The sequence below is a fragment of the Flavobacterium collinsii genome (assembly GCF_946903285.1).
In the GTDB taxonomy this organism is placed as follows: domain Bacteria; phylum Bacteroidota; class Bacteroidia; order Flavobacteriales; family Flavobacteriaceae; genus Flavobacterium; species Flavobacterium collinsii.
Window position 1 is genome coordinate 3,471,374 of the sequence record NZ_OX336425.1, and the last position, 14,806, is coordinate 3,486,179.

11 protein-coding genes are annotated in these 14,806 nt (G+C 37.1%); 2 read left to right on the forward strand and 9 right to left on the reverse strand.

The genetic code is table 11. The annotated features are described in order from the left end of the window. Position 1 precedes the first annotated feature (1 nt). On the forward strand, positions 2-1,699 hold the full coding sequence (locus OGZ34_RS14455; protein ID WP_173964203.1) for a ribonucleoside-diphosphate reductase subunit alpha: 1,698 nt from the start codon (positions 2-4) through the stop codon (positions 1,697-1,699). A gap of 424 nt (positions 1,700-2,123) precedes the next feature. Here OGZ34_RS14455 and OGZ34_RS14460 read toward each other — a convergent pair whose 3' ends face one another. From OGZ34_RS14460 to ribB, 9 genes are all read right to left on the reverse strand, one after another. Next, positions 2,124-3,338: a hypothetical protein gene (locus tag OGZ34_RS14460; RefSeq protein ID WP_263360662.1), complete on the reverse strand. Its 1,215-nt coding sequence runs from the start codon at positions 3,336-3,338 to the stop codon at positions 2,124-2,126. A gap of 25 nt (positions 3,339-3,363) precedes the next feature. After that, positions 3,364-4,266 carry a DUF4625 domain-containing protein gene (locus OGZ34_RS14465; protein ID WP_263360663.1) on the reverse strand — a complete coding sequence of 301 codons (903 nt, stop codon included), beginning with the start codon at positions 4,264-4,266 and terminating at the stop codon, positions 3,364-3,366. Between the two features lie 37 nt (positions 4,267-4,303). Next, positions 4,304-6,736: a TonB-dependent receptor gene (locus OGZ34_RS14470; RefSeq protein WP_263360664.1), complete on the reverse strand. Its 2,433-nt coding sequence runs from the start codon at positions 6,734-6,736 to the stop codon at positions 4,304-4,306. Between the two features lie 10 nt (positions 6,737-6,746). Further along, positions 6,747-7,220, reverse strand: a complete 474-nt coding sequence (locus tag OGZ34_RS14475) for a DUF4625 domain-containing protein (RefSeq protein WP_246253143.1) — start codon at positions 7,218-7,220, stop codon at positions 6,747-6,749. A 464-nt stretch (positions 7,221-7,684) separates the two neighbouring features. Then, positions 7,685-8,032: a hypothetical protein gene (locus OGZ34_RS14480; RefSeq protein WP_173964199.1), complete on the reverse strand. Its 348-nt coding sequence runs from the start codon at positions 8,030-8,032 to the stop codon at positions 7,685-7,687. 242 nt (positions 8,033-8,274) lie between these two features. Next, positions 8,275-8,601: a DMT family transporter gene (locus tag OGZ34_RS14485; protein ID WP_173964198.1), complete on the reverse strand. Its 327-nt coding sequence runs from the start codon at positions 8,599-8,601 to the stop codon at positions 8,275-8,277. A 74-nt stretch (positions 8,602-8,675) separates the two neighbouring features. Next, on the reverse strand, positions 8,676-9,239 hold the full coding sequence (locus OGZ34_RS14490; RefSeq protein WP_263360665.1) for a Crp/Fnr family transcriptional regulator: 564 nt from the start codon (positions 9,237-9,239) through the stop codon (positions 8,676-8,678). Positions 9,240-9,297: 58 nt separating this feature from the next. Then, positions 9,298-9,876, reverse strand: coding sequence for a Crp/Fnr family transcriptional regulator (locus OGZ34_RS14495; RefSeq protein WP_263360666.1), 579 nt, complete (start codon positions 9,874-9,876; stop codon positions 9,298-9,300). Between the two features lie 180 nt (positions 9,877-10,056). After that, on the reverse strand, positions 10,057-10,719 hold the full coding sequence (gene ribB / locus OGZ34_RS14500; RefSeq protein WP_263360667.1) for a 3,4-dihydroxy-2-butanone-4-phosphate synthase: 663 nt from the start codon (positions 10,717-10,719) through the stop codon (positions 10,057-10,059). A gap of 387 nt (positions 10,720-11,106) precedes the next feature. Here ribB and OGZ34_RS14505 point away from each other — a divergent pair, with 387 nt between their 5' ends. Beyond that, positions 11,107-14,181: a non-ribosomal peptide synthetase gene (locus OGZ34_RS14505; RefSeq protein WP_263360668.1), complete on the forward strand. Its 3,075-nt coding sequence runs from the start codon at positions 11,107-11,109 to the stop codon at positions 14,179-14,181. The last annotated feature ends 625 nt before the right edge of the window (positions 14,182-14,806 follow it).

Consider the following 14,806-nt stretch of genomic DNA (forward strand, 5'->3'; position numbering starts at 1 on the left):
TATGAATACAATAGATACAACTTCAGCAAACAGCCTTCCGTTAAGTGAGGCCGATAATAAAATGTGGTGGAAAAACTCTGAAAGTGAGCAAATTTTAAATCGTGGTTATCTTTTAAAAGGAGAAACTGTAGAAGGTGCAATTGACAGAATTTGCACGGCTGCAGCCAGAAGATTATACAAACCCGAATTAAAGGAATCTTTTGTAGAAATGATCGAACGAGGCTGGATGAGTATTAGTTCTCCCGTTTGGGCCAATATGGGAACCGAACGTGGTTTACCAATTTCATGTTTTAATGTACACGTTCCGGATGAAATAGAAGGAATTACACATAAACTGGGTGAAGTGATCATGCAAACCAAAATTGGCGGCGGAACATCGGGATATTTTGGGGAGCTACGAGAAAGAGGAAGTGCTGTTACAGACAATGGTAAGAGTAGTGGAGCCGTAAGTTTTATGAAGCTTTTTGATACGACGATGGACACCATTTCTCAGGGAGGAGTCCGTCGCGGAGCATTTGCAGCTTATTTAGACGTAGATCATCCGGATATTGAGGAATTTTTGAAGATTAAGAGTATTGGAAATCCAATTCAGAACTTGTTTACCGGAATCTGTGTACCGGATTACTGGATGCAGGAAATGATTGATGGAGATTCTGATAAAAGACAAATCTGGGCTAAGGTGTTAGAAAGCCGTCAGCAAAAGGGATTGCCTTATATCTTTTTCAGTGACAACGTAAATAAAAACAAACCACAAGTTTATAAAGACAAGAATCTGCGTATTAATGCCAGTAATTTGTGCAGCGAAATCATGTTGCCTTCAAGCATTGATGAATCGTTTATTTGCTGTCTTTCGTCAATGAATCTGGAGCTTTATGAAGAATGGAAAGATACAGAAGCAGTAAAACTGGCGATCTTTTTCCTGGATGCTGTATTGCAGGAATTTATAGAAAAAACAGAGGGCAATTATTACCTTTCAGCAGCCAATCGATTTGCCAAAAGACACCGTGCGCTTGGACTTGGCGTTTTGGGATGGCATTCGTATCTGCAAAAAAATATGATTCCGTTTGAAGGAATGGAAGCTAAGATGAAAACCACAGAAATTTTTAAACATATTAGTGATAAGGCCGATAAAGCTACTCAGGATCTGGCCAGAATTTATGGTGAACCAGAATTGCTAAAAGGATACGGAAAACGCAATACGACCACTATGGCTATTGCTCCAACAACCTCATCTTCGGCTATTTTAGGACAGACTTCACCTGGAATTGAACCTTTCAGCAGCAATTATTACAAAGCAGGTTTGAGCAAAGGAAATTTTATGCGTAAAAACAAATACCTTAAAATTTTACTGGAGAAAAAAGGATTGGACAATGAAGAGGTATGGAGAGAGATTATGCTAAATGGCGGAAGCGTACAGCACATGACCCAACTGACAAAAGAAGAAAAAGATGTTTTTAAAACCTTTAAAGAAATCAGTCAGTTAGAAATTGTACAGCAGGCCGCAATACGTCAGAAGTTTGTAGATCAGGGACAAAGTATCAATTTGAATATCCCTGCTGATTTACCTATTAAAGAAGTAAACCGACTGCTTATAGAAGCCTGGCAACTTGGAATCAAGAGCTTGTATTACCAACGCAGTCAAAGTGTATCTAAAGAACTTGTGACAAGTTTGGTAAGCTGCAGCAGCTGCGAATCATAAACAAAAAGGCCGGATGTATCATCCGGCTTTTCTGTTTTTATAAGGGAATTTTGGTCGTAGCGAATTAAAATCCATCCTACGGTTGCTATAGATATGTCGTTCCTACGGTTGCTATAAATATGTCGTTCCTACGGAACTTTTCCGTTTTGTGTTTTATTTTCAACGGATTAAAATCCGTTGCTATAAAATACAACGTTCCTTCGGAACTGCTTTTGCGAGCGTCTTGATCGACAAGATATTCTAGGAATGAATTTTAATCTTTGATCCAAATAGTCATAACACCAAAGAATATAAAACCTTTGCGACTCTGTGACTTTGCGAGATTTATTCCTTCTTCGGATTTACAATTTCAGATTGAAGTATATTTAAAAAGGCCGGATAAATGATCCAGCCTTCTTGATAAAATAAATGATAAAATTAATATTTAGTGACCTTTACTGTTTTCAAAACCAAGAATTGTGATCATATAAGGTGTATTCGAAACTTTGATTTTCTTTGCAATTGTCATAGTAGACAAATTCAGTTGCAGTAATTCTCCTGTAGTTGGAGAAGTAAGGTAAGCAAAGTTTTCTGTTAATTGAACTTGTGGTTTTAAAGCTGCGTCTGTAGCAGTTTCAGCAATAACTTTACCTTCTTTTTCAAGTTGCAGGCTGGTAAGGTTGTATAGTTTGAATTCACCGTTATGCAATAGAATCCCAAGTTTAGTGGCATTGAAACTCACTTTACATTGCATGATAGTAGTATTTTGTAAAATAGGTTTAATCGTTTCACTCGCCACATCAATAAGGAAAGCTCCTTTAGCAGCAGTATAGCCTACAAATTTCCCTTTGGCTTTGGTTTCTAAAATAGTTCCAAACCAGGCAGTTCCAAAATCGGCAGGAAATGCGATAAGTTTTTGTTTTCCGGTACTTTCAACTACAAGAACACCGCTTGCCGATCCAAAAACGGCATAGGTTCCGTCTGAAGCATTTCCGTGAATCCCTTTGGTTATAACAGTAGCTGGAAAAAGAGTTTTACCCGAATTATCGATGATTTTTACTTTTTCAGGAAGAGTTCCTGCTACCGAATTGTCTTTTTCGGTAATGGCATAAGTACCGTTAGAAAAAGTAGCCATGGCACCGTGATGGGCTAATAATCCTGCATTTATAATTTTAAATTTAGATCCCGCAGTATTGACTTCAGATTCTTTGGCTACAGCCAGTGTTCCGTCTCCATCGTTAAAAGTCATCAGTTCTCCGCTTTTACTTTTAAAATGTGTAGGCATAGGAGCCTGACCAATTAAAGTACCAAATTTCGGAATTCCATCTACATCAACATGATCGCCATGACCTTCAAAACCGCTATCGAAAGTTTCAACTGTATTGCTGGCTCTGTGAATAATTCCTGCATATCGTTTAGATTCTGTGGTATAAAGCGTAGATTTTGCAAATTTGGCATTAAAAGAGCTTGCCGTAGCATCGACCGGATTGACCAGCGTAATTTCGGTTGTTTTCTCATCAGAAAGTAAAATTCTTAAGAATTTATATTCTGTTAAGGCCTCTTTAGGTGTTTCAGGAGTATTGTCGTCGTCGTTGCTGCAGGAAAGTACAGCGGTAGATAAGGCGAATAGGAAAATTAGTTTGTAATACTTGTTTTTCATTGTAAAGGTATATTAAAGTTGATATTTAAAAATTAATTGTAATAGGCATCGACTTGTAGACACTCATATTGTAAGTTGTGTTTTTATAAAGCACAACCCAATTGTATGTTCCGGATTGCCACGCTTTGTCTGCGGTTATTGGAGTTCCTACGAAATCTGTATCTGCACCAATAGTGATGCTTTGACCACCAAAAACACCATTTATTTTTTGAAGTGTAGTAATTTTTGAAGCAGCCCCCAGACCTTTATGTTCGACTTTTGAAATGACGATTACTTTTTTGAAATCGAGTTTGTCGATACTTTCAGGATAGTAATTAGCACTTTTTTTAATCAAAACAGAATATAAAATTCCATCCCCCATAATTTGACTTACCTGTGCATGCGCAGTCAGAAGATCATTTTTTTTGAAAATAAGTTCCGGTTCAACCCAGGTATTCATATAGTAAATCAGATTATCGTTTCGGGATAGATTATCGCGGCCAATTAAAGGATCGACAGGCATATTTGCAGGATCGGTAATGGTTACTACTTCTTTAATTTCGAGTTTCGATCCGTTTTCATCCAGAACAATAAAAAGGAAATCAAACTTGCCTTCCGGAGCATCGGCGGGAATATTGAAGTGCTTGTGTACATTGGTATTTTTTGTGCCTTTATATTCTGCCCAGGACAATTCGAACTTCCAGTCTTTGGTATAGACTTCCCCTTTTATTGGAAGTATTTTTAACTGTACATCGGCAATTTTATCTCCGGCAAGTACATCGGCATTAAAGTGAAAATCGCGGCCAATCAGGGCTTTTTTGTTATTGGCAGTTCCAATTTCAATATTTTCGGCTTTGGGTTTTGTCGCTTCTTTGTCGTCGTCGTTATTACAGGCTGTAAAAGCTGTACTTACGGCTACAAAGAGCAGTATTAATTTTAGTTTTTTCATAAGGAAATTGGATTGATTAATTGAATTCATGTTGTATTTATTTGTGTATTAGAAATGGAATTTTCAGCGATAGAATAATATTTCTGCCAGCCTCAGGAAGTTCTATTAACCTGTAAAAGCTGGTGTGATTAAGATATTTTGTATTGAATAGGTTTTGAACCTGAAGACTTAGAATAAAATCCTGCTGTCCGGCTTTTAGTTGGGTTCCCATGGCAAGATTAAAGACGTTGCTGCTTGCTGTTTTCCTTTCCGGCGGAACAATTTGGTTCTGTTCGGCGGTAAAACGATAATCAAGGGAGAAATAGGTTCCTTTTAAGTTTTTTATTTCCGGATTGTACGTAACACCAAACAAAACAGAAGGGGGAGGAGAGAAAGGCAATGTATATCCTTTTTTATCCCCCGACATTTGCTCGCTATAAAGGTATTCCGCCAGGATTTCACCACTTAAATTTTTTAGAAACTGGTACCGCACTTGTAATTCACCACCATAACGCAGGACTTTACTTTGCTCATATTCAAAAACCTGATTGCCTGCACCGTAATAAATATCATGTTGCGAAGTTGGATTGAGATAAATGTAATTAGAGAAATAATTTAAGAACGGACTCAACTGCACGGACCATTTGTTTTCCTGCCATTCCATACCAAGATCTAACTGGTAAGAACGTTCGGGAGATAAATTGGCATTGCCTTTTTCAAATCTGAAGTAATGATAATTAACACCATTTGAAGCCAGTTCTTTTGCAATTGGCATTCTGAAACTCGTTCCCAGATTGGCTTTTAAAGACCATTGCCCCGGAGTATAATTAACACCCGCAGACCAGTTGAAACTCTGAAAAGTTCGGGTCAGCTCTTGCGAGCGCTTTAAATATTCGGAAGTAGTTTGTCCATTTTCAGTGACTTCACTTAGAAACCAGTCGGTGTATTGTTTCATTTTGATTCTGCCGTAGTCCAGTCGTATGGCAGCATGAAGCAGCCATAATTCGCTAAGTTGAATTTTATCATACACAAACGCTCCTGCATTGAATTGTTTGAAAGCGGGAATTAAAAAACTCCAGCCGTTAATACTATTTTGTTGTTGTTCGGCATTAATTCCTGCGGTGAATTGATGATTTTGGATGGTAAACTCATCTTTAAGCGCAGCAGAAAACACTTCTTTATCGTATTGTCTTTCCAGATCTTTCGGAGCATACATATCAACAGGATATAGTGGTGGCATATACCCATGATTGACATAATGACTCCATTCACGACGGAAATTCTTTTGAAATCCCAATTGCGTTTCCAGACGATGTGAACCCAGGATAAAGGAAGTTGTATTACTGATTTTCGTATGAGTAACTTCCTGAAAAGGCATGAGGATATCTCTACTCGAGCGATCATGAAGTTGGGTATCTACATTTCGGGGTTCGAGTCCGTGTGCGTTGGCAAAAAAGCCACTTTTGGTATAAATGTTACTGAAATATAAAACCGATTTGAACTTATCAGAGACATATCCGGTACTGGCGTGCACATCGAGTTCGCGCCCTGCCGTGTTGCGCAAGTGATTTTTGTATAATGGAACGGCATAATTATAAACATGCACCGTATCGGTCGGAACGCGATAATCTCCGTATTCCATAGCGGTAATTCGGGTGTCAAAGAACCAGTTTTCATTCCGTCCGTAGAGGTTCATTGATCCTCCAAATTGCGCATTATTGCTTTTGCCTGTAAAATCAGCACTTCCGCCTAGAACATGCTGGGCAGGAAAGGGAACTGGCTGTATGTTTATGGCACCTCCAATTGCATCAGAACCGTACATAAACGATGAAGGACCTTTAATAATTGCCAGGCGGTTTACCGCATACTGATCGATTTCTAAACCATGATCGGCGCCCCATTGCTGGCCTTCATGTTTGATACCGTTTTCGACCACAATAACCTGATTGAAACTGAGTCCGCGAATCAGTGGTTTTGAACCTCCTGAACCTATAGAAATGGTTTTAATTCCCGGAAGTCTTTGTAAAGACTGCATCAGACTTCCTCCAAGATTCCGTTGGATAAAACTGCTGTTTACAATTTCAAGATTCAGTGACTCCTGTTTTTTGCGTTTTGTTTCGTAACCTTCACTAATCACAACTTCCAGTAATTCATTTACTTCCGGTTTTAAAAAAATGTCAGGAAGCGCAATAGTGTTTTGGTCTATAGAAAGAGGCATTTCATAAGAAGAATACCCGGAATAAGTAACCGTTAACCGTTTTGTATTTTTAGGAACCTGATTCAAAAAGAATTGCCCTTTTTTGTTGGTAACAGTGCTTATATGAGCCGGATAAAGAGTAACGACAGCACTTTCTAAAGGCTTTCGCTCTTTAGAAAATACACTGCCGGAAACACGAACAGATTGCGCTGCAGCTTTTGTAACCACAACCAAAGCAAAACAAAAGAGCAGCAGACAATACGTTCGCAAGGGACTGGAATTATAATTGTTCATTAAAATCAACTTATAAAATTTTAATGCTTAAGCCTTTAATCGTCTGCCAGCCTTCCTTATCCGTTAAACGAATCATGAAATGATAATCTCCCGGGTCAATGTCTGCAGGAATGCTGATTTCCTGAAGAGCTTCATAACTTTTTTGTCCGGAAGGAATCGTAACCGAATTGATGTAAAGCATTGGATTTACCGGTTTTTTGATAGGATCGGCGGTACAGTTCATTACTTCAGTGCTGTGCGTGTGATGGTCAAAATTGTGGTGAATGTCAAGACTGTAAGAACCTAATTGAGCGTTGTCTGTGAACTTTGCTCTAAAAGTAATTTTTTGACCGCGGGAAACTGTACTGCATTGTATCGGAAATGCATTTGCAGCCGAAATATCAATTACGGGATATTCCGTGTCAATTTCGTCTTTGTCACTGTTACAGGCTGTGAAAATAAAGCCAATCGCCAAAAAGGCCAGAAGAATTTTAGGCGTTTTCATTCGGTTTAATTTGAGTTTAACGGTATTCATATGTAAAAAATGTGGGTTACGGAAGCCTTATTTCGCATAGGAAATAGCAAAAGAATAGCGGTTTTTACGACACAGTATTATGTCGCAAAAAGCATTACTTTCATCGATATGGAGTTCGATAAACTAAAAAGTAAAAAGGTGTGAAGCCAGGCTCAGACAATACCTGATTACAGCTATTGAATTGCGTAGTAGTGGATAATCAATTAACAGCAGTGTGGTTTTTGAATTGATATTTTCAAACAAAAGGTCTCATCCGTAAAGGAATGAACCCGCAGTCGGTATCAGTCAAATAGGTTTTTCTAAAGCCGGTAGCGTATAGAAAAGATATAAAATAACAGCTGTCCTGAAAAAGTGATACTTTTTCGGTATTTGAAATATCTAAAACGTATAGAGACACGCCATTTCAGAATTGAAATGATTTACTTTTTATCGTTTTAGAAAATAGGAGGTGCCCTAAGGGCAAATAAAGAACCTTTGAAAAAAGGAGTATTGGATTGAGAATAAAAATGTACATAAGGAATTAGCGTACTATTTTTATAAAACTGAAAAGTTACAAAGTTGAAAGTACCAACAGGACTAAATTTAAAATGACAAATGGCACACTCTTCATTGGAGTGATCGTGTACTTTAAATTCGCTTTTATCTGTCTGATAATGTACGGCTGTTTTAGAAGCAGAATTGTGACTTTGAATGTGTTCATATGAATGTATCGCCGGAAATAGTATTGCAAATACTACCACCAACGGCATCAAAAGATTTATAAATTTAAATTCCTTTTTCATTCTAATGAATCCATAACTTATAGGACAATGGAATACAAATATAGAATTCTTATTTGTAAATGCAACATTGTTTCATTAAAAAAATAAAGAAAAAATTAGAAAGATAAATCTGAAATAAAGAATAAGTCTGATTTTTTGTATCAGCTCAGGGAACGAGTAACCACATTACTATTGTTTGTGATTTCCCGTCCCTTGAATTGACAAATGAATTTGAAGTAACTATTGTAAATGGTATAGTCTGATTAGTGTGATACCGCTTTAAGTCCGATAATAGAACTTACCAGGGTAAAAAGAAAAAACAATCTCCAGAAGGCAGCGGGTTCTTTAAAAACAAAAATTCCCATCAGCACTGTTCCAACAGCGCCAATTCCGGTCCAGACCGCATAAGCTGTTCCAATAGGAAGAGTTTCGGTAGCTTTAATCAAAAGCAGCATGCTTACAGTTAGTGATACAAAAAAGCCTGTGTACCATAAGTAAACATCGGTACCAGTTGCCTCTTTGGCTTTTCCGAGACAGGTTGCAAAAGCGACTTCAAAAAGTCCCGCAATAATTAGAATAATCCAGTTCATAATTGTTAAAATTTTATAGGGCAAAGTTCCTTTAACTCCCGCAATAAAAATTTAACATATGATAAAAAATGAATTTATTTTAACTCGGCTCTTATTCTGCTTAGGCTTACTTGTGTAATGCCAAGATAGGAAGCGATATGTCCTAATTGAATTCTTTGAATCAGTTCGGGATGGTATTTCATCAGTTCCAGATAGCGGTCAGTTGCGTTTCTGAATTGTCTTGAAATTAAGCGCTCTTCGGTTTTAATAAGTTCCTGTTCGGCAAATTTTCTGCCCCAGTTAGCAATATTGATATCGGTTTCAAACAACTGCTGAAGGTGTTCTTTCTTTAATTCGTAGAGCTCACAGTCTTCCAGAAGCTCTATCGTTTCATAACCTTTTTGCTCTTCGACATAACTTTTCATCGAAAGAGCAGTTTGTCCTTCTTTTCCGAACCAAAAAGTAATTTCACTATCATTCTCATCAACATAGGCCCGTACGATTCCTTTTTTTATAAAATAGAGCGTGGACTCAACTTTTCCCGCATTTAACAGGATATGTCCTTTGGGATATTTTATCTCATTAATGCCTAGTTTTAATGCATTTTTGGACTTCTCCGGAAGCTGAAATATGTCGTCAAGAATTGTATCGATGTCCATTGTTGTGAGATGTAAAATGTGAGATGTAAAATGTGAGATGTAAAATGTGAACTGTAAACTAAATAGAAACCTTAGATTTCAGCCTGCTTAGTGTTTCCTGCGAAATATTAATATACGAAGCTACAATTTTATTGGGAAGTCGTTTTACAATTGCCGGATTAATTTTAAGCAACTGACTGTATCTTTCTAAGGCATCCATAGTGGTAAAGGACATCAGTCTGTTGGTATTATTTACATAGGCTTTTTCTAAATAGGAACAATAAAATTCCCGCCATTGCGGAATAATGATCATCAAATGATTAAAATCGTCATGACTGATGTATAATAATTCCGACTTCTCAATAACCTGAATGTATTCTGTTGAAGGCATTTTGGTGATAAAACTGACCAAAGCCGTAGCAATTTGGTTTTCGAATGCAATATAACGGGTAACATCTTTTCCTTCTTCATTGATAAAGTAGATTCTCAAACAGCCTTTACTCACAAAATAAGTATGCTGGCTGGTCTGTCCCGCCGAAAGCAACAATTCATTTTTGCCTTGTTTTAAAGGTTTAAAATAAGATAAAATAGTATCGAGATTTTCATCAGAAACAGCGATACGATTTTTTATATAAGCACCAAGTTGTTCGTACGGCATTTGGACTTTTAGATTGTTGGATTATTAGATTTTTAGACTATTAGATAATTAGATAATTAGATAATGGGGATAATTAGGTATTAGGTAATTGTATTTTTAGCGACTTGTGTTAAATGGTAAGCCATTAACAATCGGTAATTAATAACCGATAATAAACAATCAACCATTAACCATCAACAATTAAAAATAGTCTTTTACAAATTTTCGGTAGTAAATGATATCTTCTATCGATAATACTACCAAATCGTGCTGTACTGCAAAGCTAATGATTTTGTCCAGTTTGGCCATGGTTCCGTCTTCGTTCATTAGTTCGCATAAAACGGCTTCGGGCTGTAAACCCGCCAGTTTCATTAAATCGACACTGCCTTCAGTGTGTCCGTTTCGTTCAAGAACTCCATTGTTTTTGGCTCTTAATGGGAAAATATGTCCGGGTCTTGCTAAATCCGAAGCCTTAGCATTTGGTGCACATGCTGTTTTAATGGTAGTAATTCGATCTGCTGCCGAAACTCCGGTGGTTACTCCTTCTTTTGCTTCGATCGTGATCGTAAAAGGAGTCTGGAAACTACTGGTATTTTCTTTTACCATATAAGGTAATTCGAGCTGATCTGCTTTTTCATTGGTCAGGCACAGGCAAACGATTCCGCTGCATTCGCGTATCATCATGGCCATGTTTTGTACGTTGATATGTTGTGCCGAAAAAATTAAATCGCCTTCGTTTTCCCGGTTTTCGTCGTCGGTTAGTAAAATTCCTTTTCCGTTTTGCAGTTGCTGTAGGGCATTTTCGACACGTTCAATGCTGGTTAAACCAAATTTTTCTAAAGGATAAGGTAATGTAGTGATCATTTTTATTTGAGTTTTTTGAATTAAAGAGCAGCAAAGCTAGCCTTGTTTCAAACGCAAAAGTTTGATATAGGTCAATAAAATCAGCAACTATGCAATAAACCGGAAAGGTTTTTAAAACTTGTTGGATTTTATTTCCGGGAAGGAGGCAAACATACTCCTAATTATCATGTTTTTAGATAACTTGATTAACGACTGAAAGTGATTTAATATTTTGAATATGAGTTGTTTAATGTGCTTTTTATTAACACCGATTTAATAATCTCATTGTAAAATGTAAGACTTTTTTGAATTAAATTTATTGTCCGTTTTTAAATATTAAAAAAGCGTAACTATTTGTTATTTAGATTTTTATAAGTAATTAATGTTTAACCCTAAATTGAAATCACCATGAACGAAGAAATGAATGCAACTGTGAATGAGAATCAAGGTCTTTTTTTGAACAATAATTTAGAAGAATCTTCCCTTAATATTGTCAGGAAGATGGAAGAAATTTTTAAAAAGTATCCCGAAAAAATAGCGATTATTGACGACATTGAAAAAATCACCTACAAAGAACTTAATGAACAAACGAATCAATTGGCTCATTATTTGAGAGAAAGAGGGATTACACAAAATGGAGTGGTTGGGGTTTGTATTCCGCAATCGGTTGATCGGATTATTGCTTTTTTGGCAATTTTAAAAACTGGTGCGGCTTATCTTCCTATTGACGGAGAATTGCCGGAGTCCCGTATACAAATGATGATCGAAGACTCGGAAATAGATGCGATGTTAACGGTCGAACAGTATTTGAATAAAGTTTACAACAATACAAACGAAAGTATTGCCCTGGATTTTTTGTTTCAAAATGAGGATTACAAAAAGAGCTCCAAAGCCGATTTTGAAATTTCTATTGCACCCGAAAGCCCTGCTTATATTATTTATACTTCGGGAAGTACGGGATTACCCAAAGGAGTTATTATTGGTCACCAGTCTTTTTACAATTTTGTTGAATATCAATCAGATATCTTGCGATTGTCTACAGCAAGTACAACACTGCAATTTGCTTCTCCAAGTTTTGATGCCGCGGTTATCGACATCTGGACACCTTTGATTAAAGGCGCAACGATGTATTTGTATCCCAATAACAAAATTGTTGGCGAACCTCTTTTAGATTTTATAGTCAGGCAAAATATAGATACTATTCCATTACTACCACCTATGGTACTGGCTTCACTGCCTGTGAACAAACCTGTTGGAAACCTAAAAACGATTGCTATAGGAGGTGAGGCTTGTAGTGAGGCTACTATTAAATTCTGGTACAAAAAGATTCGGCTTATCAATAGTTATGGTCCCACGGAAGCTACCGTTGCTGTTACAAACTATGAATTTAGAGAAGAAACCAATCCCAGAATTATTGGAGCTGCGATGCCACTTGCTCATTTATTTATTCTGGACGGAGATTTAAAACCGGTGAAAGAAGGTTCGGTTGGAGAACTTTATATTGGCGGACCGCAATTGGCTTTAGGTTACCTGAACCGTCCGGAGGATACTAAAAAAGCTTTTGTAAAGGCTCCTGAATGGCTTACAAATGATTTAGAGGAAAGACAAATAATCTACAAAACGGGAGATTTAGTTCTGAAAAGGTCTGATGGAAACTTAGAGTTCTATGGACGAAAAGACGATCAGGTCAAAATTAGAGGCTACCGAATTGAATTGGGTGAAATCGAACATCATATGGCAAAGCTTCCACAGATCTCTAAGGCTGCTATAAAAGTCCATCGCAAAGAGAATGGTCTTCCGGCTCTGATTGCTTTTATACAATTGATGACCGCACACGATGATGAAATACAATCACTGCAACACATAAGAGCAAAACTGCAACAGGTTATGCCGGTATATATGTTGCCCGATAAAATTATTGTGATCGATAAAATGCCGCTGACACATGCCGGAAAAATTGATAAATTATTATTGGAAATTCCCGAAAATCATCCTCACAACAAAGCAGTTGCGAAACGCAAGACAGGCGATCTTCCCGAAATGGTAAAAGACATCTGGAAAAGTTTACTAGCTATAGATGAGATTGACGACGACGACGACTTTTTTGAGTTAGGCGGACATTCTTTACTTCTGGCGCAACTTCATGTACTGCTTCCTGAACCCGTTAAAAATTGCATCAGTCTTTCGGAGCTTTACATTTTTAAGACTGTTTCGACCTTTGTACAAGAAGTTGAAAAAAGAATGCAGGAAACCGAAATTTCTCAACAGAAGAGAGCCGGGCTGATGGTTGATGAATTAATTGGCGACTCGGAATTGCATATTGATTTTGATATAAAGGAAATACCGGATGCTGCGGTGCTGGCTAATCCGAAACGTATTTTTTTAACAGGCGTTACCGGCTTTGTTGGATCACATTTGTTAGAAGAACTTTTGCATAATACCGCTGCTGAAATATATTGTCTGGTACGGGCTTTGTCTCCCGAAAGCGGATTGGAAAGAATTAAAACGACATTTGATAAATTTAAATTGACATGGCTTCCCGGATATAACGATCGGGTAGTGGCTATGACAGGGGATTTGTCATTGCCTCAGTTTGGAATGACGGTGAATGACTACTCTTTTATTGCACAACAAATCGACCTTATTTATCATTCCGGAAGTTCTGTAAGTTATGTACAGCCGTATTCTTTAATAAAAAAATCAAACATCGACGGTTTGCATACTATAATTGAGCTTGCCGTAAACGAAAAGGTAAAATATCTGATACTTTTATCTTCTATGGGTGTTTTTAGCTGGGGAAGGTCTTTTACCCAAAAAACATGGATGTATGAAGATGATACGATCGACCAGAATATGGCCGCTGTCTCCCGCGATTTGGGATATATTAAAAGCAAATGGGTGATGGAAAGTATTGCCGAAAAAGCACGGGCAAAAGGGCTGCCAATTATCAATTTCAGACTTGGTTTCGCTGTATGTCACAGTACCTCGGGAGCGACAGTACTAAATCAGTGGTGGGGTGCATTAATCAGAAGCTGCGTTAAACTCAAATCTTTTCCGCTGGTAATGGGGCTAAAAGATGAACTCACAACAGTAGACTATATGTGTAAAGCCATCACACATATTAGTAAAAAGAAAGAAGCAGTTGGTTTAAATTTCCACCTGTCTCCTTCGGCTGAAAATGATGTATCTCTCACCGATTTTTGTGCTAAAATGAACGAATATTATACTACAGATTTAGAAGGAATGGAGTATCACAAGTGGCTAAACCAATGGAAATATGATAGTAGTTTGCCAATTTATCCTTTATTGAGTTTGTTTACCGAAGACGTACATGAAGGAAAATCACTGGTTGAAGCCTATGAAAACACCTATTATTATGACAGAAGTAATACGAGACATTTTTTATCGGACGCGAATTTGAAACCACCGGTTTTTGATAAAAAATTAATGACTCCCTACCTAAAATTTTTGGGAGTGTTGTAGACAGCTATTAGAATGTTGATAAGCCCGACAGATTTTTTTGAATCCTGTCGGGTTTCTTCGTTTTAAACCTTTTAGAGCTTCTCATATTTCAGCATAGTCCAAAGTTTTAACTGCGGGGTACATTAGTAAGATGTTTTGTATTGCGTTCCTGCAGTTGAAACTGCAGGTTATATTCGGATTATTGGATCGTATAAGATCTTTAGTTTTATGTATTAAATTGGTGGTAACAAACAAGATGATTAGTTAGTTTGAAGACAGTGCTTTTATATTGGCAATATTCTAAACCTGTAGCGTTTACTTCTTCTCATATTTCAGCATAGCCCGCAGTTTCAACTGCGGGATACATTAGTAAGATGTTTTACTTTGTCTGCGGTTGAAACCGCAGACAATGTTTGGATGCTTCATAATAAAAAAACAAGTTTCTATAATATTTAAATTAATTGCTCCAATCAAATGACTTAAGAGTTAAAAAAAAAGTGTTTTATAGAATGATATTATTTCAAACCCCGACCGGTTATTTTGACCCTTTGGGCTTGTTTTTTTAGAAAAAATTAACACTTTTAACACTTTAGAAATATTATTTTTGTGTGGCTTATAGTACAAAAATAAGCTTATAATTACCATT

Bases quoted from the DNA above. Each gene is read 5' to 3' on its own strand.
- OGZ34_RS14455 (WP_173964203.1), top strand. From the start codon at position 2: ATGAATACAATAGATACAACTTCAGCAAACAGCCTTCCGTTAAGTGAG.
- OGZ34_RS14460 (WP_263360662.1), bottom strand. From the start codon at position 3,338: ATGAAAAACAAGTATTACAAACTAATTTTCCTATTCGCCTTATCTACC.
- OGZ34_RS14465 (WP_263360663.1), bottom strand. From the start codon at position 4,266: ATGAAAAAACTAAAATTAATACTGCTCTTTGTAGCCGTAAGTACAGCT.
- OGZ34_RS14470 (WP_263360664.1), bottom strand. From the start codon at position 6,736: ATGAACAATTATAATTCCAGTCCCTTGCGAACGTATTGTCTGCTGCTC.
- OGZ34_RS14475 (WP_246253143.1), bottom strand. From the start codon at position 7,220: ATGAAAACGCCTAAAATTCTTCTGGCCTTTTTGGCGATTGGCTTTATT.
- OGZ34_RS14480 (WP_173964199.1), bottom strand. From the start codon at position 8,032: ATGAAAAAGGAATTTAAATTTATAAATCTTTTGATGCCGTTGGTGGTA.
- OGZ34_RS14485 (WP_173964198.1), bottom strand. From the start codon at position 8,601: ATGAACTGGATTATTCTAATTATTGCGGGACTTTTTGAAGTCGCTTTT.
- OGZ34_RS14490 (WP_263360665.1), bottom strand. From the start codon at position 9,239: ATGGACATCGATACAATTCTTGACGACATATTTCAGCTTCCGGAGAAG.
- OGZ34_RS14495 (WP_263360666.1), bottom strand. From the start codon at position 9,876: ATGCCGTACGAACAACTTGGTGCTTATATAAAAAATCGTATCGCTGTT.
- ribB (WP_263360667.1), bottom strand. From the start codon at position 10,719: ATGATCACTACATTACCTTATCCTTTAGAAAAATTTGGTTTAACCAGC.
- OGZ34_RS14505 (WP_263360668.1), top strand. From the start codon at position 11,107: ATGAACGAAGAAATGAATGCAACTGTGAATGAGAATCAAGGTCTTTTT.